23 protein-coding genes are annotated in these 24,899 nt (G+C 72.6%); 5 read left to right on the top strand and 18 right to left on the bottom strand.

The window, feature by feature from the left end:
* Nucleotides 1-5: 5 nt before the first annotated feature.
* Nucleotides 6-449 (bottom strand): 50S ribosomal protein L13, encoded by a 444-nt coding sequence (gene rplM / locus ABD979_RS10300; RefSeq protein ID WP_345507372.1) that lies wholly within the window; start codon nucleotides 447-449, stop codon nucleotides 6-8.
* Nucleotides 450-729: 280 nt separating this feature from the next.
* On the opposite strand from rplM, the gene ABD979_RS10295 reads away from it, so the two are divergent.
* Together ABD979_RS10295 and ABD979_RS10290 are read left to right on the top strand one after the other, a co-directional pair.
* Complete coding sequence (locus ABD979_RS10295) at nucleotides 730-1,383, top strand: ArsR/SmtB family transcription factor (RefSeq protein WP_345507371.1); 654 nt, start codon at nucleotides 730-732, stop codon at nucleotides 1,381-1,383.
* The gene (locus ABD979_RS10290; protein WP_345507370.1) at nucleotides 1,380-2,768 is read left to right on the top strand and encodes an MFS transporter; all 1,389 of its coding nucleotides are present in this window, start codon (nucleotides 1,380-1,382) and stop codon (nucleotides 2,766-2,768) included. The genes ABD979_RS10295 and ABD979_RS10290 overlap by 4 nt, the downstream gene beginning before the upstream one ends.
* On the opposite strand, the gene ABD979_RS10285 is transcribed toward ABD979_RS10290, so the two are convergent.
* The 3 genes from ABD979_RS10285 to ABD979_RS10275 all read right to left on the bottom strand — a co-directional run bounded on the left by ABD979_RS10285 (nucleotide 2,749) and on the right by ABD979_RS10275 (nucleotide 10,949).
* Nucleotides 2,749-3,693, bottom strand: coding sequence for an aldo/keto reductase (locus ABD979_RS10285; protein WP_345507609.1), 945 nt, complete (start codon nucleotides 3,691-3,693; stop codon nucleotides 2,749-2,751). The genes ABD979_RS10290 and ABD979_RS10285 overlap by 20 nt on opposite strands.
* Nucleotides 3,694-3,821: 128 nt before the next feature.
* A complete protein-coding gene (gene pulA, locus ABD979_RS10280) occupies nucleotides 3,822-9,617 on the bottom strand; it encodes a pullulanase-type alpha-1,6-glucosidase (protein WP_345507369.1) in 5,796 nt (1,931 codons plus the stop codon).
* Nucleotides 9,618-9,812: 195 nt separating this feature from the next.
* A complete protein-coding gene (locus ABD979_RS10275) occupies nucleotides 9,813-10,949 on the bottom strand; it encodes a MerR family transcriptional regulator (protein WP_345507368.1) in 1,137 nt (378 codons plus the stop codon).
* A 195-nt stretch (nucleotides 10,950-11,144) separates the two neighbouring features.
* Between ABD979_RS10275 and ABD979_RS10270 the strand changes: the two genes are divergently transcribed.
* The gene (locus ABD979_RS10270) at nucleotides 11,145-11,426 is read left to right on the top strand and encodes a WhiB family transcriptional regulator (protein ID WP_345507367.1); all 282 of its coding nucleotides are present in this window, start codon (nucleotides 11,145-11,147) and stop codon (nucleotides 11,424-11,426) included.
* Between the two features lie 30 nt (nucleotides 11,427-11,456).
* Here the strand turns inward: ABD979_RS10270 and ABD979_RS10265 are convergent, their stop codons facing one another.
* The 6 genes from ABD979_RS10265 to truA all read right to left on the bottom strand — a co-directional run bounded on the left by ABD979_RS10265 (nucleotide 11,457) and on the right by truA (nucleotide 18,470).
* Complete coding sequence (locus tag ABD979_RS10265; protein ID WP_345507366.1) at nucleotides 11,457-11,987, bottom strand: YbaK/EbsC family protein; 531 nt, start codon at nucleotides 11,985-11,987, stop codon at nucleotides 11,457-11,459.
* A 112-nt stretch (nucleotides 11,988-12,099) separates the two neighbouring features.
* Complete coding sequence (locus ABD979_RS10260; RefSeq protein ID WP_345507365.1) at nucleotides 12,100-13,902, bottom strand: carbohydrate-binding module family 20 domain-containing protein; 1,803 nt, start codon at nucleotides 13,900-13,902, stop codon at nucleotides 12,100-12,102.
* Nucleotides 13,903-14,101: 199 nt separating this feature from the next.
* Nucleotides 14,102-15,151, bottom strand: coding sequence for an NAD(P)H-dependent flavin oxidoreductase (locus ABD979_RS10255; RefSeq protein ID WP_345507363.1), 1,050 nt, complete (start codon nucleotides 15,149-15,151; stop codon nucleotides 14,102-14,104).
* A gap of 74 nt (nucleotides 15,152-15,225) precedes the next feature.
* Nucleotides 15,226-16,908 (bottom strand): ABC-F family ATP-binding cassette domain-containing protein, encoded by a 1,683-nt coding sequence (locus ABD979_RS10250; RefSeq protein WP_345507362.1) that lies wholly within the window; start codon nucleotides 16,906-16,908, stop codon nucleotides 15,226-15,228.
* A gap of 70 nt (nucleotides 16,909-16,978) precedes the next feature.
* A complete protein-coding gene (locus ABD979_RS10245; RefSeq protein WP_345507361.1) occupies nucleotides 16,979-17,605 on the bottom strand; it encodes a DcrB/PsbP domain-containing protein in 627 nt (208 codons plus the stop codon).
* Nucleotides 17,606-17,636: 31 nt separating this feature from the next.
* A complete protein-coding gene (truA, locus tag ABD979_RS10240; protein WP_345507608.1) occupies nucleotides 17,637-18,470 on the bottom strand; it encodes a tRNA pseudouridine(38-40) synthase TruA in 834 nt (277 codons plus the stop codon).
* Nucleotides 18,471-18,668: 198 nt separating this feature from the next.
* Here truA and ABD979_RS10235 point away from each other — a divergent pair, with 198 nt between their 5' ends.
* On the top strand, nucleotides 18,669-19,229 hold the full coding sequence (locus ABD979_RS10235) for an AMIN-like domain-containing (lipo)protein (protein WP_345507360.1): 561 nt from the start codon (nucleotides 18,669-18,671) through the stop codon (nucleotides 19,227-19,229).
* Between the two features lie 133 nt (nucleotides 19,230-19,362).
* On the opposite strand, the gene rplQ is transcribed toward ABD979_RS10235, so the two are convergent.
* From rplQ to ABD979_RS10195, 8 genes are all read right to left on the bottom strand, one after another.
* Nucleotides 19,363-20,037, bottom strand: a complete 675-nt coding sequence (gene rplQ / locus ABD979_RS10230) for a 50S ribosomal protein L17, sunset domain variant (protein ID WP_345507359.1) — start codon at nucleotides 20,035-20,037, stop codon at nucleotides 19,363-19,365.
* Between the two features lie 74 nt (nucleotides 20,038-20,111).
* On the bottom strand, nucleotides 20,112-21,143 hold the full coding sequence (locus tag ABD979_RS10225; RefSeq protein ID WP_345507358.1) for a DNA-directed RNA polymerase subunit alpha: 1,032 nt from the start codon (nucleotides 21,141-21,143) through the stop codon (nucleotides 20,112-20,114).
* Between the two features lie 157 nt (nucleotides 21,144-21,300).
* Nucleotides 21,301-21,909, bottom strand: coding sequence for a 30S ribosomal protein S4 (gene rpsD, locus ABD979_RS10220; RefSeq protein ID WP_345507357.1), 609 nt, complete (start codon nucleotides 21,907-21,909; stop codon nucleotides 21,301-21,303).
* A 32-nt stretch (nucleotides 21,910-21,941) separates the two neighbouring features.
* Nucleotides 21,942-22,337, bottom strand: coding sequence for a 30S ribosomal protein S11 (gene rpsK / locus ABD979_RS10215; protein WP_020143208.1), 396 nt, complete (start codon nucleotides 22,335-22,337; stop codon nucleotides 21,942-21,944).
* A 56-nt stretch (nucleotides 22,338-22,393) separates the two neighbouring features.
* The gene (gene rpsM / locus ABD979_RS10210; protein WP_045191882.1) at nucleotides 22,394-22,768 is read right to left on the bottom strand and encodes a 30S ribosomal protein S13; all 375 of its coding nucleotides are present in this window, start codon (nucleotides 22,766-22,768) and stop codon (nucleotides 22,394-22,396) included.
* Between the two features lie 224 nt (nucleotides 22,769-22,992).
* Entirely contained in the window at nucleotides 22,993-23,106 is a 114-nt protein-coding gene (gene rpmJ / locus ABD979_RS10205; protein WP_006592630.1) for a 50S ribosomal protein L36, read from the bottom strand.
* A gap of 152 nt (nucleotides 23,107-23,258) precedes the next feature.
* Nucleotides 23,259-23,480 (bottom strand): translation initiation factor IF-1, encoded by a 222-nt coding sequence (gene infA, locus ABD979_RS10200; RefSeq protein WP_013493543.1) that lies wholly within the window; start codon nucleotides 23,478-23,480, stop codon nucleotides 23,259-23,261.
* 206 nt (nucleotides 23,481-23,686) lie between these two features.
* Nucleotides 23,687-24,031 (bottom strand): iron chaperone, encoded by a 345-nt coding sequence (locus ABD979_RS10195; RefSeq protein WP_345507356.1) that lies wholly within the window; start codon nucleotides 24,029-24,031, stop codon nucleotides 23,687-23,689.
* 142 nt (nucleotides 24,032-24,173) lie between these two features.
* Here ABD979_RS10195 and ABD979_RS10190 point away from each other — a divergent pair, with 142 nt between their 5' ends.
* Complete coding sequence (locus tag ABD979_RS10190) at nucleotides 24,174-24,878, top strand: hypothetical protein (RefSeq protein ID WP_345507355.1); 705 nt, start codon at nucleotides 24,174-24,176, stop codon at nucleotides 24,876-24,878.
* Nucleotides 24,879-24,899: the final 21 nt, after the last annotated feature.

Below are 24,899 nucleotides of genomic sequence, written 5' to 3'. Positions count from 1 at the left end.
GAGGCTTACTGCGCAACCTGGGTGATCTCGAAGGGGACGGGCTTCTGTGCCGAGTGCGGGTGCTCGGTGCCGCGGTAGACCTTGAGCTTGGAGAGCTGCTGGCGGGCCAGCGAGTTCTTCGGGAGCATGCCGCGGATGGCCTTCTCGACAGCCTTCTCGGGGCTCTTGGCGAGCAGCTCGGTGTAGGAGGTGGACCGCAGGCCACCCGGGAAGCCGGAGTGGCGGTAGGCCTTCTTCTGCTCGAGCTTGGCGCCCGTGAGCGCGACCTTGTCGGCGTTGATGATGATGACGAAGTCACCGGTGTCGACGTGCGGCGCGAACTGCGGCTTGTGCTTGCCCCGGAGCAGGACAGCGGCCTGGCTCGCGAGACGGCCGAGCACGACGTCGGTCGCGTCGATGACGTGCCACGTGCGAGTGACCTCGCCGGGCTTCGGGGTGTACGTGCGCAATGGAGTCTGCCTTCGCTTCTGAAATGGTGGAGCCACTGATGTGACGGGCCCGGTCCGCGTCGCCGTCCCAGGACGCTGCCCGACCGGTGGCCCGCAGCTCCCGTGACCGGTTCGCCTGACGGCCCGGTGCACAACCTGATCCATGGTACGGGGTCCGGCACCCGGACCCAAATCACGCCGCTGACCCCTCGAAACGGCCTCTGACCTGCACGGACACGCCGTCGACCACCGCATGCACAACTATTGTGCAGCCATAGTGTGCAAAGGTATTGTGCACACTATGGCTGCACGCGACCCCCAGGACTCCCCACTCCCCGGCACTGCCGGAGCCCCCTCGACCGACGCCGAGAACGTGTGGCTCACCCCGGAGAGCGTCCGGGTCCTCGCCCACCCGTTGCGCTCCCGCCTGCTCGGCGCCCTGCGCCGTGGTGGCCCGGCGACCGCCACCGACCTCGCCAACACCCTCGGCACCAACTCCGGGGCCACGAGCTACCACCTGCGCAAGCTCGAGTCGGTCGGGCTCGTGCAGGACACCGAGGAGGGCGAGGGCAAGCGTCGGGTCTGGCGGGCGAGCTCGGAGTACCACTCGTGGCACCCGAGCGACTTCGAGGGCGACGAGGACTCCGAGACCGCCCTGAACTGGCTGAGCCGCGACTACGCCCGGCACTTCGGCGAGCAGTACGACAAGTGGCTCGACGTGTCGACGACGTGGCCCCCTGCCTGGCAGGACGCGTGCGGCTCGAGCGACACCGCCGTGCTCGTCACCGCCGAGGCCCTCGAGGCCATGCGGGAGGAGATGTGGGACCTCATCGAGCGCTACCGCCGCGTGGGGCAGGGCAACCCGCAGGCCCGCCGCATCGCGGTCTACGCGTTCGCCTACCCGCTCGACCTCGACCGCCCGCCCACGACCCCCGCGAAGGAGAGCCCCCGATGAGCCCCACCCCGAACGGCCTGCTCTCCCCCGCCGCGGCGCGGCGCGTCTTCCTCGTGCTCAGCTTCACCCGGTGGTTCCCGGTCGGGCTGGTCGTCGGGCTGCTGACGCTCTGGCAGCTCGAGCGCGGCCTCACCGTCGCCCAGGCCATGACGATCTCGTCGGCCGCGGGCCTGACGATCTTCGCGCTGGAGCTGCCGACGAGCGGGTTCGCCGACGCCTTCGGGCGGCGCCCGGTCTTCGTCGTGTCGGCCGTGGTCAACGTGCTCGCGAGCGCCCTGCTGCTCGTGGCGCACTCGTTCTGGGCCTTCTTCGCCTCCGCCGTGCTGACGGGCGTCTTCCGGGCGCTCGACTCCGGCCCGCTCGAGGCGTGGTTCGTCGACACCGTGCACGCGACCACGCCCGGCGCGGACGTCGACCAGTCGCTCTCCGCCCAGGGCACGGTGCTCGGCGGCGGCATCGCGGTCGGCGCGCTCGTCAGCGGCGGGCTGATCTGGTGGCACCCCTTCGCGGGGGCCTCGGCCCTCGTGCTGCCCGTCGTCGCCTTCGTCGCGCTCAACGTGCTGCACCTGCTCGCGGTCCTCGTGCTGCTGCGCGAGCCACACCGTGCCGAGCACGTCGACGCGACGGGAGCGCGCCGGGCCCTCGCCTCGGCCCGCGAGGCCCCGGCCGTCGTGCGCGACGGCCTCGTGACGCTGCGCGGCAACGCGGTGCTGCGCGGCATCGTCACGGTCGAGATCTTCTGGTCGGTCGCGATGATCGTCTTCGAGACCTTCCAACCGATCCGGCTCGCCGAGCTCGTCGGCAGCGAGGAGCGGGCCGGCGCCATCATGGGCCCGGTCGCGGCCGCCGGCTGGGCGGTCTTCGCGCTCGGCGCCGCGCTCTCGGGCTGGTCGAGCCGGCGCATCGGGGTGGCCCGCACCGCCATCGCGGCGCGCGTGCTCAACGGGCTCGGAGCCGTCGTCATGGGCCTCGTGGCCGGGCCGGCCGCGCTCGTCGCCGCGTACGGCGTGACCTACCTGCTGCACGGCTCGGGCGGACCCGCGCACGCCGCGCTGCTCCACCGGCAGGCCGAGGCGCGCAACCGCGCCACCGTGCTGTCGATGAACTCCATGGTCGCGAGCGCCGCGTTCGGCGTGGCCGCCCCGCTCCTGGGCCTGCTCGCCGAGCGCACGTCGACGCAGGTGGCGATGGTGGCCGCGGGCGCCGTCAGCGTCTTCGGCGCCTGGTTCTACCGGCACGCCGCACGCGCCGAGCGCGCGCAGCGCACCCAGCGCACCGAGCGCACCGAGCGCACCCAGCCAGACGTGCGTGACGCAGCGGGCGACGAGCCCGCCCGTCGTGCAGAACGTGACGCCCCCGGCGTCGTCAGCCGCCCGGCGTCGTGACGTCGTCGAGCTCGGCGAGGTCGTCCGCGGTCGGCTCCCAGAGCCCGGCGCGGACGTTGTCGACGACCTGCTCGGGGCGGGTCGCCCCGGCGATGACGGACGCCACGGCCGGCTGCGCGGCCAGACCACCGATCGCGACGTCGATCGGTCGCAGGTCGCGCTGGGCGGCATACGCCTCGAGCCGCTCGATCGTGTCCCAGTCCGCCGCGGCCAGCCGGTCGGCCATGCCGGCCAGCCGGGTGCCCTCCGGAGCCGCCTCGCCGCGTCGGTACTTGCCCGTCAGCAGCCCCGACGCGAGCGGGAAGAACGGCAGGAGGCCGACCCCGACGTGCTCGCAGGCCGGCACGAGCTCGTCCTCGACGTCGCGCTCGAGCAGGGAGTACTCGTTCTGGGCCGAGACGAACCGGGCCGTGCCCGCCGCCCGGGCCGTCCAGTCCGCGTCGACGACCTGCCACCCGGTGAAGTTGCTGCTCCCGAGGTAGCGGACCTTGCCCTCCCGCACGAGCTCGTCCAGTGCGGCGAGGGTCTCGTCGATCGGCGTCCGCGGGTCGGGTCGGTGCAGCTGGTAGAGGTCGATCCAGTCGGTGCCGAGGCGGCGCAGGCTCGCCTCGACGGCTTTGCGGATGTAGCGCCGCGACCCGCGCACGCCCCAGTCGGGGCCGTTCGCGCCCTGCATGTCCATGCCGAACTTCGTCGCGAGGACGACGTTCTCGCGCTCGGAGCCCAGGGCGAGGCCGAGCATCTCCTCGCTCGCGCCCTGACCGCCGTAGATGTCGGCCGTGTCGAAGAGGGTGATGCCGCTGTCGAGGGCCTGGCGGACCACGGCGTTGGTGCCGTCCTGGTCGAGGCGCCGACCGAAGTTGTTGCAGCCGAGTCCCACGGTCGAGACGGTGAGGCCGCTGTCGCCGAGCTGGCGGTAGGTCATGTCAGGAGTCGTCGTCACCCCTCCAACCTAACCGCGATCGCCGCTCGCGCCAGGGGTGCCCGCAGGGCCGGAGCCGGGGTGCGCCACGCGCGCCCCGGCTCCGACTCCCCCGCTCGCGGGGCGAGCACTCAGTTCGGCTGGACGAAGACCGCCACGGTACGCGCAGGCACCGTGAGGGTGCTGCTGCCGGCGTCGTAGGCCGACTGCTTGACGACGCTGTCGGAGCCCCCGGCCTGCACCGGGCTGAGCCGCACCGTGCCCGACAGACCGGGCACCTTCTGCGCCACGGCATCCGGCGTCGCGTTGAACACCACGACGGCGCCGCGCAGCTTCGGGTCGGCGTCGGCGCCCACGGTGTCGTCGATGCGCATGACGATCACGCCCTGCCGGGCGTCGGCCGTGCCCGACACCGGGAAGGTGACCTTGGCGTCGATGGCCGCGGCCGTGCCGAGCCGGAAGAGCTTCGTGCTGAAGCGCAGGCGCAGCAGGTCCTGTGCCATCGCGTCGGCCCGGCGCACGTCGGCCGCCGACGGCTTGAGGGCCCGGTCGGCGAGCAGCGGCTTCATGAAGGGCCACTTCGCGGCGTTCTGCTCCTGAGGGGGCAGCCCGTGACCGAAGCCGTTGTCGGCGCCCGTCCAGTCGAGCCGGTTGAACCAGTCGCCGCTGTCGTAGGAGTCGCGGTTCAGCGACTTGCTGCGGAGCAGGTCGGCACCGGCGTGCCAGAACGAGGGCGTCTGCGCGAGCGCCGTCGTCGCGAGCGAGAGGGTGTTCATCCGCACCCGGTCCTGCATCGACGTCGCCACCGGCAGCTTGTAGGTGAGCGAGTCGAAGAGGGTCTCGTTGTCGTGCGCGTCGACGTAGCTGACGACCTCGTCCGGCTGGTCGGCGTAGCCCGCCGGCGCGCCGTTGTAGTCGACCTGCGACCCCTTGACGACCTCGCCGCTGCGCTGGCTCCGGAAGCTGAACGACCGGAGGTTGCCGGCGAGGCCGAGCTGCACGAGGTCGGTGTCGCTCGCGAGGCGCGCGGTCGCGTCGGCGTTGATCGCCGCGCCGTTCGAGTCGGTCGCCTCGCCGGAGCCGAAGCCCTGGCGACGCGGGTCCTCGTCGAAGGGGCCGCCACCACGCACGGCGTCACGGAGGCGGTCCGAGAAGGTGCCGATGCCGGTGCCGCCGAGCTGGCCCTGCGTGGCCTGGACGAAGAGCTTGTTGTCGGCGACCTCGCCGAAGTTCCAGCCCTCGCCGTAGAGGTAGACCGCCTTGCCGTCGACGCCGTCCTTGCGCAGGGTGAGCGCGTCGAGGGCCGAGCGCACCGCGAGCATGTTGGCCTTGCTGTGGTGGCCCATGAGGTCGAAGCGGAAGCCGTCGACGCGGTAGTTGCGCGCCCACGACACGACGGAGTCGACCATGAGCTTCTGGCCCATGGCGTGCTCGGTCGCGACGTTCTGGCAGCACGTCGAGGTCTCGACGGCGCCGGTGGCGTTCAGCCGGTGGTAGTAGCCGGGCACCACCTTGTCGAGCACCGACTTCTCCCCCTGCCCCGACTGCGCCGTGTGGTTGAAGACCTGGTCGAGCACGACCCGCAGGCCGTCCTGGTGCAGCGCCCCGACCATGGTGCGGAACTCCGCCACCCGGGCGCCACCGTCGGCCGCCTTGGCGCTCGAGGCGTACGAGCCGTCCGGCACGCTGTAGTGGAACGGGTCGTAGCCCCAGTTGAAGGCGTCGGTGGAGGCGACGGCCCCGACGCACTTCTGCTGCTCCTCGCTGTCGGGCGCGTAGGACCCGAGGTCGCACGCCGGTCGCTGCTGCTTGGCGGGGTCCTCCTCGATCGAGGCGATGTCGAAGCTCGGCAGCAGGTGCACCGTGTTGAGGCCGGCCCTGGCGAGCGCCTTGAGGTGCGCCCGGCCGTCGCCGTTCGCGGCGAAGGCGAGGTAGCTGCCACGGAGTGCGGCGGGGACCTTCGCGTCGGACATCGAGTAGTCACGCACGTGCAGCTCGTAGATCGTCGAGTCGACGTCCTGGGCGAGCCGCGGCGACGGCGTCGTGCGCCACAGCGTCGGCATCCAGTCACGGCTCGCCAGGTCGACGACGACCGACCGGGTCGAGTTGAGCGTCAGGGCCACCGAGCTCGGGTCGGTCACCGCGTTGGTCTCGACCTTGCCGGTCGTCGGCGCCCAGACCTTCACCTCGTAGAGGTAGCGCGAGCCCTGCTCGATGCCGCGCAGCGCGCCGCTCCACGTGCCGTCGGCCGACCGCGTGAGGCGGTTGCGACGGGCCGTGTCGAGCGGCCGGTCGGCGGTGCCCTTCGGCCAGCTGAGCAGGGTGACCTGCTGGGCCGTCGGGGCCCACAGCCGGAACGTCGTGCGGCCGTTGCCCACCTCGACGCCGTACGCGCGACGTGACGCCGACGAGGCGTACATCGCGTCGAGCGCGATCGCTGCCTGCGTACCCGTCGCGTCGAGGAGCACCCCGTCGACGTCGTAGAGGGCGACGGCCACCTGACCCTGCAGGATCTCGGACATCCGCGCGGCCGTGCGGCGGTCGACGCGCAGCGCCAGCGCCCCCGCGAGCTCGGGGTGCGCCTTGACCACCGCCGCCGGAAGGCCGGCAGGGTCACGGGTGAGGGTGGCGACCTCGCCACCGGTCACGGCCTCCGCGTCGACGCCGAGGCCACCGGAGCGCGCCCAGTGCAGGCGCCACTCGAGGGTCGCCGGGTCGGCGCCCTCGGGCACGGCGGAGGCAGGCCAGGCCACGAGGTTCGGTCCGACGACGTAGGCCTTGGCCTTGGTGAGGTCGGGCGCCGCGCCCGCCCGCGAGGTCTTCACGCTGACCGCGTGCGTCGCGGCGACGTAGGTGATGGTCGTCAGCACGCCGTCGGCCGGCACCGAGAAGGCCACGTTGTCGGCGGGATAGGCCTCGTCCCACGTCTGGCCGACGGCCACCTTGAACTCGTAGGCCCCGGCCGGGATGCGGTCGGTGCTGAAGACGTAGGTGCCGTCGCCGTCCGGGTCCTGCAGCCACGAGCGGAGGCAGTCGGGTGCCCAGTCGCCCGGGCAGCCGAGCTCGCTCTGGAAGCTGCCGGGGGCGCTGACGATCGGCCCGTCGCTGCTGTTGGTCACCCAGTGCGTGCGGTGGTCGTAGTAGAAGGTCGTGGGCGTGCCGTCGGAGGTGAACGGGATGTTGCCGCCGTTGGGCGCTCCCCCGACCCCGTAGTTCTCGTCCCACTTCTTGTCGATCGCGGCCTTGTACTCGTAGTCGCCGGCGGGCACCGTGACGGTGCGCGTCCACACGTCGTCGTCGGCGCCGCGGGTCAGCTGCGCCTGGTCGCAGTCCGGCTGCCAGTCACCGGGGCAGCCCAGCTCGGAGTCGAAGCTGCCGGGGATGCTGACGTTGCCCGGCTGGACGACGGGGCCGGTGCCACCGCCACCACCACCCGTCCCACCCGTCGGGGCGGGATCGCCGACGACGCCGTAGGTCGAGGTCGCGGAGACGTGGCCCGCGAGGTCCTTGGCGACCATGCGGTACTCCACGAGGGTGCCCTTGGCCAGACCCGAGACGTCGTGGAAGACGCGGTAGGGCCCGTTGTCGTCGGTGCCGAGACGCGTCCAGGCCGTCGTGCCGACCGGGCGCTGGAGGAAGGTGACCTCGGCGAACGTGTGGTTGGGCAGGGCGGCGCGGACCTCGGCGCGGCCCCCGACGACGCCACCCGGTGCGGGTGCGACCGGGCGGATCGTCGGTGCGGCGGCGGGCCGCGCCATCGGCGAGCCGGCGCGGTAGACGGCCACCGACAGCGGCGGGACGGTCACCGTGAGGCGGCCGTCGGCGCCGGTGCGCAGCGCGGTCCGGGAGCCGAGCAGCGGCGCGAAGCTCGAGCGCGGCGTGTAGGTGGCGAAGGTCGCCGTGCGGGCGGTCGTCGCGTTGTTCGCCACGACGACGTACTCGCGCCGCGCGGCCTTGTCGATGCGGCTCATGGCGTAGATGCCGGCCGCGTCGGAGGCGTAGCGGTGCACCTGTGCGCCGTCCGCGAGCGCCGGGTGTGCGGCGCGGAGGCGGGAGAGCTCGGCGATCTGGCGGTAGAGCGGGGCCGAGGTGTCGAAGCGGTCGCGTGAGCCGGCCGGCCGGCCGCTGCCGACGATCACGTCGTCCTGGTAGATCGGGGTCTTCGTCGCGAACATGTCCTGCCGGGCGCGCTTGTCGCCGAAGTCGCTCGTCGGGCCGGTGAAGCCCTGCTCGTCGCCGTAGTAGACGACGGGCTGGCCGCGGGTGAGGAACATCAGCGACGTGGCGAGCCGGTCGCGCGCGAGCAGGTCGTCCCCGGTGGCGCCGCCGGCGAGCAGCATCGCCCCGACGCGGCCCATGTCGTGGTTGCCGAGGAAGGTGGGCAGCTCGTAGGCGTTGGAGTCGGTGTCGGTGTAGTAGTCGTCGCCGGCGAAGAGGTCGCGCAGGCCGGTCGTGGCCTTGCTCTGCGCGAAGCCGAGCGCGGCGCCCTGGAAGCCGAAGTCGAGGGTCGCCGGCAGCGTGCCGGTCGTCGTGTACTGGCTCATCACGGCCGGGTTGCCGTCGTACACCTCACCGAACATGAAGAAGTCGGGGTTGCCGACCTTCTTCGCGTGGTCGAGGATCGCCGGCGAGAACGACTGCCAGAAGGGCATGTCGACGTGCTTGACGGTGTCGATGCGGAAGCCGTCGACCCCGAAGTCCACCCAGGACTTGTAGATGGCCTCCATGCCGGAGACGACCGTCGGGTGCTCGGTGAAGAGGTCGTCGAGACCGGAGAAGTCGCCGTACGTCGCGGACTCACCGGCATACGTCGAGTCGCCGCGGTTGTGGTAGAGCGTCGGGTCGTTGAGCCAGGCCGGCACCTTGACGTCCTCGTCGCCGGCGGCCACCTTCGGCGCGTACGGGAAGGACGTCTCGGCGGACAGGGCCGGGAAGCAGTCCGGCGCGGTCGCCCCACCGGTGCAGACCGGCTTGCCCGCGACGGCGGCGTCGTCGAACTCGCGCCCGGCGGCGTCGCGATAGGGCGTCGTGCCCTTGCTGACGTAGCTCGACGTGCCGCCGTCGTGCGAGATGACGTCGGCGGTGTGGTTGGTGATGATGTCGAAGTAGACCTTCATGCCCTTGCGGTGGGCGGCCGCGACGAGCGCCTTCATGTCGGCGTTGGTGCCGAGGTGCGGGTCGATCGTCGTGAAGTCGGTGATCCAGTAGCCGTGGTAGCCCGCGCTCGCGTCGGAGCCGCTGCCCTGGACCGCCCGGTTCTTGAACGACGGCGTGAGCCACAGGGCGGTCGTGCCGAGGCCCTTGATGTAGTCGAGCTTGCCGGTCAGGCCCTTGAGGTCACCACCGTGGTAGAACCCCTCGTTCGCCGGGTCGAAGCCGGTCTGGAGCGGCCCTCCGGTCAGCCCGCCGCGGTCGTTGGCCGTGCTGCCGTTCGCGAAGCGGTCGGCCATGACGAAGTAGAACCGCTCCTTCGTCGCGAGGCGGCGCAGGGAGGAGCCGGCGAGCGCCGCGTCGGCCTTCGTCGTGCCGCGCGGGAGGTCGGTGGGGGCCACGGCGATCGCGTGCGTCGTGTCGTCGTAGGTGACGCGCAGGGTGGCCGGCCCGGCCAGCACGAGGGGCACGTTGCCGCTGCCGTCGCCGTAGCTCTCGTCCCACGCGTGGTCGATCGCGACCTTGAGCTCGTAGCTGCCCGCCGGCACCCGGAACTGCGCGGCGTAGCTCGTCGTGCCGGGCACGGGCGCGAGGTCGGTCGCGGCGCAGTCGGGCTGCCAGTCGTCGCTGCAGCCGAGCTCGCTCTGCAGCGAGCCGACGAGCGTGGCCGTGCGGGGCGTCTCGGCTCGGGCGCTCGGCGCCGCGGCCAGGGGGACCGACAGCCCCGCCAGCACGAGGGCCGAGATCGTGGCGACGGACAGGGCGGGACGGCGCATGCGCACTCCTTCGTGGGCTCAGCCGCTCACGCCCGTGTCTGGACGTCCGGCCACGGCAGAACCTAGCGGCGCCCTCCGACACCGCGCCAGACCCCCGCTGCAACTATTTGCATCGATTTTTCGGATCTTGCGGGAATCTGGCCGCCCCAGCCATCGCCGCTGCGGCCGTGGGCCGACGGCGCAGGGCGACAGCGGTCAGCGCGCCAGCCCGCCCGGGCTCGTCAGCGTGCGCACGGCCGTCGTGAAGTCCGCGACGCGCGTCAGCACGACCGGCCCCTCGGGCACCGAGATGCCGGCGGGCCACCCGGGGCCTCCGATGACGACCTCCAGCGGCCAGTCGACGTCCTCGAGGTCGCGCCACAACGGCTCGTCGGCCGGGCGCGCGAGCGAGGCCCAGAGGAACACCGCGCGGGCCTGCGTCTCGCGCAGGGCCGAGAGGAGGGCGTCGACCGGCACCCGCGGCCCGAGGAAGAGTCCCGCGACCCCGTTGCGGGCCAGCTCGGCCTCGAGGGCGAGCAGCGGCAGGTGGTGCTGCTCGTCGTCGGCGCTCGCGAGCACGACCGGCGAGCCCGCGACGCGCAGCCGGTTGCTCCGCACGACGGCGCGCAGCTCGGACTGGAGCAGCTCACTCGTCAGGTGCTCGGACTGCACACCGAGGCGCCCCTCGCTCCACAGGTCGCCGACCCGGCGCAGGGCGGGCGCGAAGACCTCGACCCAGGCCTGCCCCACCTCACGGCGGCGCATCGTGCGCCGGTAGAGCTCGGCGAGGGTACGGGTGTCGAGCGCCCGGGCCGCCGCGACGATGGCCTCGACGACGACGCCGGGGTCGTCGGGAGCGCCGTCAGCGCCGCCCGCGAGCCCGCCGCCGGCCCCGTCCTCCATCTGATCGACCTCGACGTCCGCGGTGCCCGCCTCGAACGCGTCGATCTGCGCGGCGATCGACGCGGCGTCCATGGCGAGCACGGAGTCGGCCGCGCTCGCGGCCGGCACCCCTTGGCCCGTCAGGCGCCCCATCAGCGCCACACGCCGGATGTCGAGCTCGGTGTAGCGCCGATGGTTGCCCCCGGTCCGCACGCTCGGGCCCACGCCGTGCCGCCGGTCCCACGAGCGCAGGGTCGGGGCCGCGATGCCGAGCCGCTCCGAGACCGCGCCGACCGGCCAGCCGAGCTCCGGCACCGAACCGGTCGAACCGGTCGAACCGGATCCCGCCCCGGCCGCCCCCTGCGCCCGACGGTCGCCGGCGGCCCGATCAACTCGATCGGTGCGGCCGGTGCCCGTCGGAGCGGGGAGGGGCTGCGGGTGGTCGGGGGTGCCTGCCGGCCGGTGGTTCATGTCGAAGACGTCCGTTCACGAGTGGCGCCCTGGCGGTGGGGAGCGGTCCCGGATTCCCGTCGAGGAACCACTCCCGCACCGACTGGGCTCGCCCATCCTAAACTTATGCAGAGCACTTGTGCAATGCAGAAGTTCTGCGTAAGTTCTGCATCAGATCGCTGCCGCTCGGTCAGCGCCAGTCTCTCGGAGGAAGCCATGACGATCACCCGCCTTCCGCGTCCCACGTACTCCTCGTACGAGTGGCAGGAGCAGGGCCGCTGCCGCACCAAGGCGGTCGAGCAGTTCTTCGCCGACGACCAGGAGCTCGACCAGCGCGAGCGCCGGGAGCAGACCGAGGCCGCCCGCATGGTGTGCGGCGCCTGCCCCGTGCGCCAGCAGTGCCTCGAGCACGCCCTCCGGGTGCCCGAGACCTTCGGCATCTGGGGCGGCACGACCCCGACCGAGCGCGCGCACATGCTCTGGGACGTCGCGGGCTGATCGCCGGCCACCGTCCCGAGCAGGCGCGGCTCAGCGCTGGGCGAGCCCCAGCACGGTCGCGCCGGGCATCGCGGCCAGCGCCGCGCCGTCGACGAGCAGCTTCGCCCCGCGCACGCCGGCACCGATGACGACCGGCCCCGCCGCGGCGACGCCCTCGTCGACGAGCAGCGGCCAGCCCTCCGGCAGGCCCACCGGGGTGATCCCACCCTGCTGCATCCCCGTCAGCCCCTCCGCCTTGGCCTGGTCGGCGAACGAGATCTTCCGGGCGCCGAGGTGGCGTCGCACGGTGCCGTTGACGTCGGCACGGTCGGTCGCGAGCACCATGACGGCGGCGAGCGTCACGACGTCCCCGCGCCGCGCCTCGACGACCACGCAGTTGGCCGAGGCGGCCGGGTCGACGTCGTAGGCCGCGCAGAACGCGGCCGTGTCGGCGAGCGTCGCGTCGATGGGCGCGACGCGCGCGCCGGGCACCTGCGCGAGCGCGGCCGCCACCGGGTCTGCGAGCAGGTCGGGCCGCTCCGACGCGGCCGTCCACGAGAGGTTTCCTTCGGCGCTGGGCATGCCGAGAGCGTATGCCGCCGGCCCCCTCCCCCGTCACGCAGCCGTGCCGCCGAGCCCGCCGGACGGCATCCGGGCTCGGCGGCACGTCGGGGACGTCGGGGACGTCGGCCCGTCAGGGCCGCCAGGTGTCGTTGAGCGTCAGCGTGCCCGACGCCGGGACGGTGACGCTCCGGTTGGCGCCGGACTCCCACGTCACGGTGCCCGCCGCGTCCTTGCGGAGGTACTTGTACTGCACGACCGTTCCCGGGGCGAGCGCGACGGTGCGGCGCCAGACCGGGTAGGCGGCCGGATCCAGCTTGAGCGCGGACGCCGGCGCCCACCCCCCGAGCGCCGCGTGGTCGCCGGCGACGTAGACGTCCTGCCCGGTGCTCGTCGTCGCGGTGACGCCGAAGCCGACCGAGGCCGTCGCCGGCACGGCACCCGTCGTGGCGGCGACGTGCAGGGCGATCGTCTCGTTCGCGCCGACCGTCGCGGTGAACGTGCCCGCCGCGCCGACGGCGTACGTCGCGCCCGAGCAGGTGCCCCCGGTGACGGTGCCGTGGGTGACGTCGCAGTACGTGCCGGCCGGCAGCGACGTCTGGAACGTCGAGGTGACCGGACCGGTCTCGTGGTTGACGACGACGTAGCCCTTGGCGCCCCGGCCGAACGCGATGGCGTTGTTGCCGTTGCTCCACCAGTTCGTGACGGCGGTGCCGGTGACGGCGTTGCGGAAGCCGACCATGCCGGCGATCTGGCTCCACGCGTGCTGGCACTTCCAGCCGTCGGCGTAGCAGCTGTTGACGGCCCCGCCGAGCGGCGGGCCGGCGTCGGGGTCGCTCCACTCGTAGCCGGAGAAGACGTTCGGCGAGCCGTAGGGCCAGGCCAGCATGAAGACGTTGGCGAGTGTGTAGGTCGCCCCCGCCTTGTAGCTGAGGGTCGAGCCGTTGCGCTCGGTGTCCCAGTTGTCGACGAACGTGCGGGCGTTGCCGCTCGGCAGGTAGCCCCACGACGCGCCCCAGTTGCCGAGGTAGCTGAGCTTCTCGCTCGTGAAGACCCGCTTGAGGTCGTATGCCGCCCGGAACTCGTCGACGTCACCCGACCCCGTGTACTCGGTGGGCTGGACGGCCTCGCCGGCGCCGTAGATGACCTCGTGCACCCAGAAGACGCCGGGGTTGGTCAGCTTCGCCTTGATCGCGGCGAGGTCGGCGGCGGGCACGTGCTTGGCGCCGTCGACGCGGAAGCCGTCGACGCCGAGGCCGAGCAGGGTGTTGAGGTAGCCGGCGATCGCGCCGCGCACGTAGTCGCTACCGGTGTCGAGGTCGGCGAGCCCGACGAGCTCGCACGTCTGGACGTTGGTGCGGTCGGCGTAGTTGCTGATGTTCTGCCGGCAGGTGTGGAAGTCGCGGTCGGAGTAGACGCTGGGGTAGGCGTACTTCGTGTAGCTGCTCCCGGCGGTTCCGGTGCCGGAGCCCGCGCTCATGTGGTTGACGATGACGTCGGCGACGACCTTGACCCCGGCGGCATGGCAGGTCGAGACCATGTTCCGGAAGGCGGTCTGGTCACCGAGCCGGCCCCCGATCCGGTAGCTGACCGGCTGGTACGACGTCCACCACTGGGAGCCCTGGATGTGCTCGGCCGCGGGCGACACCTCGACGAAGCCGTAGCCCTTGGGGCCCAGCACGTTCGTGCACTCGCGGGCGACCGCGTCGTAGCGCCACTCGAAGAGGGTGGCCGTGACGTCCTTGCCCCCCGGCGGCGTGGCGGAGGCCCGCTCGACCACGGCGACCGGACCGGACGACGGGCCGGCCACCGACCAGCCGAGCGCGGCCACGGCCGCGAGGGCGCCGGCGACGAGACGTCCGCGACGTTCGGGCCGGCCGCGGCGCCGAGGTCGTGGACCGGGTCGGGGTGGGGTGGACCGGGGGGTCGGGCGCATGCGGCATCTCCTCGTCGAGACGGTGGGTGTGACGGCACGGCCGTCACCTCGTGGAAGTTCCTGCGTGGTGCTGCAAGAACTTGCGGCAGTCAACAGCCGCTCCGACCCCGCCGCAACTCGAACGGCGACCGCGCACCGGGCCGGGCCGGCCCACGCCCACCACGCCCACCGCGCCCGGCGTGCGGTCGGGGGCGCCGCGTCAGCGCGCGAGCTCGGCGACGACGGTCGCGGCCGGCACGGCCCGCGCCGAGCGCCAGCCCGTGCCGGCCCAGAGGGCGAGCAGGTCGGCCCGGTCGGCGCGGGCGCTCGCCCGGCGCAGCGGCACGGTCAGGTGGTGCACCTCGGGATAGGCGGCCGGCGCACGCCCGTCGTGGCGGCGCACGAAGTCGCTCTCGAGCGCGCGCGCCAGCCGGCCGGAGTAGGCCCGCGTCACCACGGTGCGCCCGAGGGCGGGATCGGCGAGGGCGCGTCGGTAGGCCAGACCCGTGCCGGCCTCGGGCGTCAGCAGCAGGGCCGTGCCGACCTGCACGGCGTCGGCCCCGGCTCGGCGCACCCGGGCGGCGTCGTCGGCGGTCGCGACCCCGCCCGCAGCCGCGAGGGGCACGTCGGTCTCGGCCCGGACGAGCGTCACGAGGTCGACGAGGTCGAGGTTCGAGGGCTCCTTCGCCTCGTCGAGGGTGCCCCGGTGACCGCCGGCTGCCGCGGCCTGCACGCACAGCGCGTCGACGCCCGCGTCGAGCGCCGCGCGGGCCTCGGCGACGTCGGTGACCGTCGCGACCGTCTCGATGCCGGCTCTCCGCAGCTCACCGAGCACCGCGGTGCTCGGCAGCCCGAAGGTGAACGACACGACGGGCACGCGCTCGCGCACGACGAGGTCGAGCTTGCGCTCCCAGTCGTCGTCGTCACCGGGCCGGGCCTCGCCGGGCTCGACCCCGACGCCGGCCGCGTCGGCGAGCAGGGCGTCGCGGTAGGCGGCGACGGCGTCGGCACGGTCGGCGCCGGCGAGCCCGCCCGCGCCCGCGGCATACGTCGTGGCCTGCGCCGGCACGAAGAGGTTGACGCCGAAGGGGCGCGACGACGCGTCCCACACCTCGGCGATCGCGGCGGCGAGCTGGGGAGCCGTGAGGTAGCCGGCCGCGAGGAAGCCGAGGCCACCGGCCTCACCGACCGCCGCCACGAGCTCCGGCGTCGTGGGCCCGCCGGCCATCGGGGCGCCGACGACACCGGTCTCGATCGAGCGCAGCAGCATGGCGCCGACGCTACTCCGGTCGGCGCGGCCCGTCATGGCCCCGTGCCCCGGCGAGGGGCTCGGCGGGGTGGGTCTCAGCGGGGCCGGACGACCCGGCCCTCGTCCCACACCGGCTCGGCCGACTCGTAGACGCGGCCGTCGGCCCCGAAGACGAGGAAGCGGTCGAACCCGCGCGCGAACCAGCGGTCGTGCGTCACCGCGAGCACGGTGCCCTCGAACCGGTCGAGCCCCTCCTCGAGGGCCTCGGCCGACTGGAGGTCGAGGTTGTCGGTCGGCTCGTCGAGCAGCAGCATCGTGGCGCCCGACAGCTCGAGCAGCAGGATCTGGAAGCGCGCCTGCTGGCCGCCCGAGAGCGACTCGAAGCGCTGCTCGCCCGAGCGCGCGAGCCCGTAGCGGTCGAGCGCACGAGCCGCCTCCTCACGGGGCTTGCCCGCCCGGTGCTCGTCGCCCCGGTGCAGGATCTCGAGGAGCGTGCGCCCGAGCAGCGACGGGTGCTCGTGCGTCTGGGCGAACCATCCCGGCCGCACCCGCGAGCCGAGCCGGACGACGCCGGAGTGCTCGACGGGGTTCGGTTGCACGTCGCCGACCGGCTGGTGCTCGCGCTCCGGGTCGGTGCCGCCCGAGGCGAGCAGGCGCAGGAAGTGCGACTTGCCCGACCCGTTGCTGCCGAGCACCGCGACACGCTCGCCGTACCAGACCTCGAGGTCGAAGGGCTTCATCAGGCCGGTCAGCTCGAGACCCGTGGCGACGACGGCGCGCTTGGCCGTGCGCCCACCGGTGAGGCGCATCTTCACCGACTGCGTCATCGGCGTCTCCTCCGGCGGACCGGCCTGCTCGAACTTCGCGAGGCGGGTCTGCGCGGCCTGGTAGCGCGACGACATGCCGTCGTTGTACTTGGCCTTGACCTTGAGGGTCTGCACGAGGGTCTTGAGCTTGACGTGCTCCTCGTCCCAGCGCCGCCGCAGCCCCTCGAGCCGGGCGTTGCGGTCGGCGCGCGCGTCGGCGTAGGTCGCGAAGCGGCCCGGATGCACCCAGAGGGTGGCGCCCGCGCCGCCCGGCTCGAGCGTGGCGATGCGGGTGGCGACCCGGTCGAGCAGCTCGCGGTCGTGGCTGATGAAGAGCACCGTCTTGGGCGACTCGACGAGGGCGTCCTCGAGCCAGCGCTTCGTCGGCACGTCGAGGTAGTTGTCCGGCTCGTCGAGCAGGAGCACCTCCTCGGGGCCGCGGAGCAGCGCCTCGAGCACGAGCCGCTTCTGCTCCCCGCCCGAGAGGGTGCGCACCGTGCGCCACTGGGCCTGCTCGTAGGGCACGCCGAGGGCGGCCGTCGTGCACTGGTCCCAGAGGGTCTCCTGCTCGTAGCCCCGCGCCTCGCCCCACTCGACGAGGGCGTGCGCGTAGGCCATCTGGTCGGCCTCGGAGTCGCGCTCCATCATCAGCGTCTCGGTGCGGTCGATCTCCTCGGCGGCCGTGCGGATGCGCTCGGGCGCGACGGAGACGAGCAGGTCGCGCACCGTCGTGTCGTCGCGCACCTTGCCGATGAACTGGCGCATCACCCCGAGGCCGCCCGTCCGCGTCACGGCGCCCTCGTGGGCGGCCAGGTCGCCCGCGATGATCCGGGTCAGCGTCGTCTTGCCCGTGCCGTTGGGGCCGATGAGGGCCACCTTGGCGCCCTCCCCGACCCGCAGCGAGACGTCGCCGAGCAGCGGCCTGCCGTCAGGCAGGCTGAAGGAGACGGAGTTGACGTCGATGTGGCCCACGAGGGTCAAGCCTGTCGTATGCCGGGTCGCCGCGTCACGTCGTTAACGCCGGCCCCGCCCGGGCGCGGGGTCAGCTCCACGTCCACGACGACAGCAGCTCCTCGAGCTCGTCCATCGCGTGGTCGGCGTCGCCCTGCGACGAGCTGAGGGTGAGCAGGTAGATCGAGCCGTCGCGCTGGACGCCGAACGAGCGCGCGGTCACCTTGACGCCCTGCTGCTCGAACGTGGTCGTGAAGCCCTCGGCGGCCACGCCACCGACCGTGACGGCCGGGGCCGGCGCCACGGTGCGCCCGGCGGCGCTCATCTGCTCCTTGCCCTTGGCGAGCTCGCCGTCGAGCACCGACCGGTCGCCCGCCGTCTTGAGCACGACGAGGTTGTTGGCGAAGCCGTCGACCTTCTTCGAGGAGAGCAGCACGAGGTCGATGTCGGCGACCCCGTCGGCCTTGCTCGTGGCCTCGGCCCAGCCCTCCGGCGGCACGACCGTGTAGCTGCCGGCACGACCGCGGACCTCGTCACCGTCGGCCGTGGCGCCCCCCGTGCCCGTCGTGGAGGGCGTCGTGGAGGGCGCGGCGGAAGCGGTCGTGGAGGAGGCGGCGGGCGGCGCCGCGGTCTCCGTCGTGCCCTTCGAGCAGCCCGTCAGCACGAGGGCGCAGGTCAGGGCACCGACCGACAGGACGCGCGTGGGGAGGGCCGTCATGCGCTCGATCCAACCACACGGCATCCGTGCGTCAGCCGGCGGTGCGACGGGCCCGGGTGACGAGGGAGCGGGCCGCGACGTCGGCGTCGTCGGGGTAGACGACCTCCTCGAGGCTGAGCCCTTGGGCGGGCATGACGTGGATCTCGGGCGCCCGCGCGGCCCGGTCCTGCAGCAGCCGCGGCCAGTCCGGGGCGCGGCGCCCCTCCCCCACCGGCACGACGGCGCCGACGAGCGAGCGCACCATCGAGTGGCAGAAGGCGTCGGCGCGCACGGTGCCGGCGAGCACGCCGTCGGGCCCGCGCGACCACGAGAAGTCGAGGAGCGTTCGGATCGTCGTGGCCCCCTCGCGCTGCTTGCAGAAGGCCGCGAAGTCGCGCAGGCCGACGAGCGAGCGCGCCGCGGCGTCCATCGCCTCGACGTCGAGCGGCCGGCGCCACCAGACGGTGTCGTGCCGGCGCAGCGGGTCGCGGGTGGCTGCCGCGTCGGCGATCCGGTAGAGGTAGCGGCGCTCGAGGGCGGCGAAGCGCGCGTCGAAGGCGGCGGCCACGGGAGCGGCCCGGTGCACGACGACGTCGGCGGGGAGGATGCCGCCGAGCCGGCTGACGAGCGAGGCGCCGGGGTCACGGTCGGAGCGGCCCGGCAGCGCCGCCCAGGCGGAGTGCTCGACGTCGACGTGCACGACCTGACCACGGGCGTGCACACCCGCGTCGGTGCGCCCCGCGACGGTGAGGCGCACCGGGTCGGTCTGGCGCAGCACCGTCGCGAGGGCCGCGGTCAGCTCGCCCTGCACGGTGCGCAGGCCCGGCTGGACGGCCCAGCCCGAGAAGTCCGTGCCGTCGTAGGCGAGGTCGAGCCGCACCCGCAGCACGGAGGCGTCCGGCGGGGCGGGTGCGTCGCCCGGTGCGTCGCTGGGGGCGTGGCCCGGGGCGTCGCCGATCGGGCGGCTCGTGTCGCTCACGGCGCCCGAGCCTAGCCGCCCCCGTCAACCGGTCGCCGCCCCGGCACGTCCTACCAGTGGATGCCGTGCACGGTGCCCGGCGTCACGTCACGAAGGGGGTAGCCCATGTTTCCCACCACCCGACGCCGCCTGGCGGCCGTCGGCATCGTCGCGGCCCTGGCCGCACCGGTCGCACTCTCGCTCGCCCCGAGCGCCGGCGCGTCGGCGGCGCGCACCGCGGCAGCGCCGTACTGCGGCATCACCTGGGGCTCGCTGCCCAAGGCCACGAACCCGGCCCTGCTCTGGACCGGCACCGTCACGGGGGCACGCTCCGGGCAGCACGCCTGCTACGACCGCGTCGTCTTCGACGTCGCGCGCGGCAGCGGACGGCTCGGCTACTCCGTGCGCTACGTCGACCAGGTGACCGGACCCGGCAGCGGCCTGCCCGTGCCCGTCGCCGGCGGGGCGAGGATCCAGGTCACCATCGGCGCGCCGTCGCGGCTTGCGCCGAGCACGACGAACTACCCCGGGTGGCGCACCTTCCGCCAGCTGAAGTTCGTGGCGAGCTTCGAGGGCTACACCGACTACGGCCTCGGCGTGCGAGCCCGGCTGCCGATGCGCGCCTTCGTGCTGGCCGACGCCGACGGTGGGCGCCGGCTCGTCGTCGACGTCGCGCACCGCTGGTAGGCACCCGCCCGGGCGGGGCACCCGGCCGGGAGGCAGCGGCGCCACGGGCCCCCGCCCCGCACGAGCCGGCGGAAACGAGAGAGCAGCCCGCCCCCGAGGGGACGGACTGCTCTCTCGCGCAAGCGGGTGAGGCTCAGGCGCCGGCCTTCTTGTAGCCGGCGGCCTCGGCGTCCTCGGCCGACTTGAACCAGAACTCCGCGACGGTCTGCTCGTACCACTGGCCGTCGGGCTCGTGGTAGAGACCCGAGTCCGCGTTGCCCTTGACGGTGTAGCCCTCGGGGGCGGCGCCGTCCTCGGTCGCGGCGACGGCGCCCTCGGGCACCTCGGCGGCGGGGGCCTCGGTCGTCTCGACCTCGGCGGCCGGCTCGGCGGCCGGCTCGGCAGCAGCGGGCTTCGCGGCGCGCTTCGTGGCGGCCTCGGCCTCACGGACGGTCGCCTTCTTGGCCGACAGCGGCTCGCGGACGAGCTCGATGACGACCATGGGGGCGTTGTCACCCTTGCGGGCGCCGATCTTCGTGATGCGGGTGTACCCGCCCTCGCGAGCCGCCATGTCAGGGGCGATCTCGGCGAAGAGGCGGTGGACGACACCCTTGTCGCGCACGACCGTGAGGACGCGACGACGGGCGTGCAGGTCGCCACGCTTCGCGAACGTGATCATCCGCTCGGCGAGCGGGCGCAGGCGCTTGGCCTTGGCCTCGGTCGTCGTGATGCGGTCGTGCTCGAAGAGCGACGTCGCGAGGTTGGCCAGGATCAGCCGCTCGTGGGCGGGGCCGCCACCGACGCGGGGACCCTTGGTGGGGGTGGGCATTTCGTTTCTCCTAGGAAGTCCGACCTGGCCGCTGCTGCCGTGACGGCGGGCGCGACTCGGTCACAAGCAAGTGGTCAGAGACGCTCGTCCTCGACGAACGACTGGTCGTCGTCGTCGCTGTAGTCGTCCTCGCCGTAACCGTCGACGAGGGCCGAGGGGTCGAACCCGGGCGGGCTGTCCTTGAGGGCCAGACCCATGCCGACGAGCTTGGCCTTGACCTCGTCGATCGACTTCGCACCGAAGTTGCGGATGTCGAGCAGGTCGGCCTCGCTGCGGCCCACGAGCTCACCCACGGTGTGGATGCCCTCGCGCTTGAGGCAGTTGTAGGAACGAACGGTGAGGTCCAGGTCCTCGATCGGCAGGGCGAGGTCCGCGGCGAGCGCGGCGTCCGTCGGCGACGGGCCCATGTCGATGCCCTCGGCCTCGACGTTGAGCTCGCGGGCCAGGCCGAAGAGCTCCACCAGCGTCTTGCCGGCCGAGGCCATGGCGTCACGCGGGGTCATCGAGTTCTTCGTCTCGACGTCGACGATGAGCTTGTCGAAGTCGGTGCGCTGCTCGACTCGGGTCGCCTCGACCTTGTAGGTCACGGTGAGCACCGGGCTGTAGATCGAGTCGACCGGGATGCGGCCGATCTCCTGGTCACCGGACTTGTTCTGCTGCGCCGAGACGTAGCCGCGGCCACGCTCGACGGTCAGCTCCATCTCGAGCTTGCCCTTGTCGTTCAGGGTCGCGATCTGCAGGTCGGGGTTGTGCACCTCGACGCCCGCGGGCGGCGTGATGTCGGCGGCGGTGACCGCACCCGGGCCCTGCTTGCGCAGGTACATGACGACCGGCTCGTCGTGCTCCGAGGAGACGACGAGGCCCTTGATGTTGAGGATCATCTCGGTGACGTCCTCCTTCACGCCCGGAACGGTCGTGAACTCGTGGAGCACGCCGTCGATGCGGATGGAGGTGACCGCCGCGCCCGGGATGCTCGAGAGCAGGGTGCGACGGAGGGAGTTGCCGAGCGTGTAGCCGAAGCCGGGCTCGAGCGGCTCGATGGTGAAGCGGCTGCGGTTGCCCGCGACGACCTCTTCGGAGAGCACGGGACGCTGTGCGATGAGCACTGTTCATTTCCTTCCCACGGGCGACCGCCATATGACGCCTCGTGAAACTGCCCGGTCGTGATCCGGGCGGGCCACGCTCGCCTCTGTCTGCGAACGCGGCCCCGAGCACCAGGGGTCGTGCGCCGCGGGGCCGGGGCCCCGCGGCGCACGTCCTGGGTCAGTTCTTCGAGTAGAGCTCGACGATGAGCTGCTCGGTGAGCTGCGAGTCGATCTGCGCGCGCACCGGGAGCTGGTGGATGAGGATCTGCAGCGAGCCCTCGACGACCTGCATCCAGGCCGGCACGGGACGCTCGCCGAACGTCTGGCGGGCCAGCTCGATCGGGAAGCTCTCGACGGACTGCTTGCGGACCGTGATGATGTCGTACTGCTCGACGCGGTAGCTCGGGACGTCGACGCGCACGCCGTTGACCTCGAAGTGGCCGTGCGTCACGAGCTGACGGGCGTGACGACGCGTGCGGGCCAGGCCCGCGCGGTAGACCACGTTGTCGAGGCGCGACTCGAGGATCTGCAGGAGGTTCTCACCGGTCTTGCCGGGGCGCTTCGCCGCTTCCTTGTAGTAGCGGACGAACTGCTTCTCCATGACGCCGTACTGGAAGCGGGCGCGCTGCTTCTCCTGGAGCTGGGTCAGGTACTCCTTCTCCTGGATCCGGCGACGGCCGTGCTGGCCGGGCGGGAACGGGCGGAGCTCGAAGTTCTTGTCGCCGCCGACGAGGTCCATCTTCAGGCGGCGGGACTTCTTGGTGATCGGGCCGGTGTAACGAGCCATGTTCCTAGTTCTCTCTCTCGCTCAGTGCCGGATCAGACGCGACGGCGCTTGGGCGGGCGGACACCGTTGTGCGGCGTGGGCGTGACGTCGCTGATCGCGCCGACCTCGAGGCCGGTGGCGGTGAGCGAGCGGATCGCCGTCTCGCGGCCCGAACCAGGACCCTTGACGAAGACGTCGACCTTGCGCATGCCGTGCTCCATGGCACGGCGGGCAGCGGCCTCGGCCGCCATCTGGGCCGCGAACGGCGTGGACTTGCGCGAGCCCTTGAAGCCGACCTGGCCGGCCGACGCCCACGCGATCACGGCGCCCGTGGGGTCCGTGATCGAGATGATCGTGTTGTTGAACGTGCTCTTGATGTGAGCGTGCCCGTGGGCGACGTTCTTCTTCTCCTTGCGACGAACCTTCGTCACGCGAGCCTTGGGAGGCATGTTTCTCCTACGTCAGAACTGAATGTCGGTGAGACCTGATCGCGAGGCGATCAGCGTCACTTGGCCTTCTTCTTGCCGGCCACGGTGCGCTTCGGGCCCTTGCGGGTGCGCGCGTTGGTCTTGGTGCGCTGGCCGCGCACGGGAAGACCACGACGGTGACGGAGACCTTCGTAGGAGCCGATCTCGACCTTGCGGCGGATGTCGGCCTGCACCTCACGGCGAAGGTCACCCTCGAGGCGGTAGTTGCCCTCGAGGAAGTCACGAAGCGCAACGAGCTCGGTCTCACCGAGGTCCTTGACGCGGGTGTTGGGGTCGACGCCGGTGGCAACCAGCGCCTGCTTGGAACGGGTACGACCCACACCGAAGATGTAGGTCAGAGCGACCTCGACGCGCTTCTCGCGCGGAAGGTCGACGCCAACAAGACGAGCCATGTTGGGGTGTCTCCTGTTTTCTGTTTCGCGGAGGTCTGGAGCAGCCACCAGTCCGGGGTCTCGGTCCGCCACTCAGAAGGACGGACCACCGGTCCCCGGCCTCCGTGCCGGGGGTGACGTCCTGCGCCGACACGACGGTCGGTCATCAGGGGCCGGGTGCTGCTTTCATGCTTGTCTTACGCGTGCTGTCGAAAGTCTGTCGACGGCGAGGGTGGTGGCTCTGCTCAGCCCTGGCGCTGCTTGTGGCGCAGGTTCTCGCAGATCACCATGACCCGACCGTTACGGCGGATCACCTTGCACTTGTCGCAGATCTTCTTGACGCTCGGCTGAACCTTCATCTGCCTGCTGTCTTCAGATCGCGCGCCCACCCGCTCCACACCCGGGCGGGCGTGGGACGAACAGGTGCTTGGTTGGGTAATCGGGTTGCTGCTTCGCACTCGTCCCGGCCGGGCCCGTCCGCTCACGCGAACCGGTCGACCGGACCTGGTGCTCAGCGGTAGCGGAAGACGATCCGACCGCGGGTCAGGTCATAGGGCGAGAGCTCCACCACGACACGGTCCTCGGGGAGGATCCGGATGTAGTGCTGTCGCATCTTTCCCGAGATGTGGGCGAGCACCTTGTGACCGTTGGAGAGCTCGACCCGGAACATCGCGTTCGGGAGAGCCTCGACGATCGTGCCCTCGATCTCGATGACACCGTCCTTCTTGGCCATATCCTCCGTCTATCTGTTGCTGGCCGACCCGGACTGAGCCGGCCTTGGGACGTGCCTGGTTGCACGCGCTCGGGGCGCGCGCGTGATCAGGGCGCCGAGGCACACGACACCCAACGCACAAGACTACGCCAGATCCCCGCGTTCCCGAAATCGGTGCCGGAGTCCTCAGGGGGCCTCCCGGCACTCCCCCGTCCTCGCGCCGGAGTTCAGACGCCGAGCTCGGCGCGGCGCAGCCGCACCACCTGCTCGACCACGGCGTCGGGCAGCGGCTGCTCGACCGTGAACCGGATCGTGCCCTTGCTCAGCGAGTAGCCCTCGAGGTCGGGCGCGACCGCGGCCACGACGGCGGAGCTGAACGGGAAGAGCGAGAGGTGCCGCACCGCGGCCGTGATCCCGACGAGGGGCCGGCCGCCCACGAGCAGCGCGGGCATCCCGTAGCTCGTGCCCTCCTCCGCGTCGGGCGCGAGGGCGTGGGAGAGCTCGACGACCCGCCGCAGGGCCTGCGCCTGCTCCGGAGGCAGTCCGCTCAGGTAGTCCTCGACGGTCCCCACGCGTCGAGGTTCCCACGTCGTCCGCTGCCCCGCAGCCGTATGCCGGGTGCGCCGGGCCGCACGCCCGCGCGCTGCTCGGGTGCTGCTCGTCCGCTGCTCGGGTCGAGGGGCCACGGCGGGGTGCACCCGGCATACTGAACCGATGAGCGAGCACGGCGAGGACGCCACCGCACACGCCGCCCCCGCGGACCACCGGGACGGGGTGGTCGCTCCGCAGGCCGAGGACGTCGAGGCGTACTACGCCCGGATCCGCGCGGCCGCCGACGACGAGGGCCGCCTGCCCGTCGCCGTGGAGGAGATGCCCGGCTGGGACATCTACCCCTACGAGACCGAGAGCCTGCGGCTCAAGCCGCTGCAGCCGCCCGCGGACGAGGAGCCGCCGCGCCGCGGGGAGGACCCCTCCGACTGCTGGTGCCGCGGGCCGCAGCGCCCCGACGACGGCACGACCGTCTGGAGCAACGAGCGCTGGAGGCTGTCGCTCGTCGCGGAGACCGGCCTGCCCGTCATGGTCTCGCTCGGCCCGGTCGAGCACCACGACCTGCCCTCGCTGCCGACCCAGCTCGCCGCCGAGATGGGCCAGCTCGTCGTCGCCGTGGCCGACGCCGTCGAGCACGTGCCGAGCGTCGGCCGCGTGCAGCTGGCCAAGTACGGCGACGGCGGCGCGCACCTGCACCTGTTCTTCCTCGGCCGTCCGGCCCGGATGCTCCAGCTGCGCGGCTCACCCCTCATCGACTGGGAGGAGAACCTGCCGCGGGTGCCCCTGCCGGTGCTGCAGGCCAACGCGCGCGTCGTCGCCGAGCGGATGGTCGTCCACGCCGGCGGCACCCCGGGTGCGCTCGGCCGCTGACCCTCCCCTGCCCGACGCACG

This window comes from Terrabacter aeriphilus, from assembly GCF_039542985.1.
Taxonomy (GTDB): domain Bacteria; phylum Actinomycetota; class Actinomycetes; order Actinomycetales; family Dermatophilaceae; genus Terrabacter; species Terrabacter aeriphilus.
The sequence above is the reverse complement of the archived record's forward strand: the minus strand, read 5'-3'. Positions and strand labels throughout refer to the sequence as shown.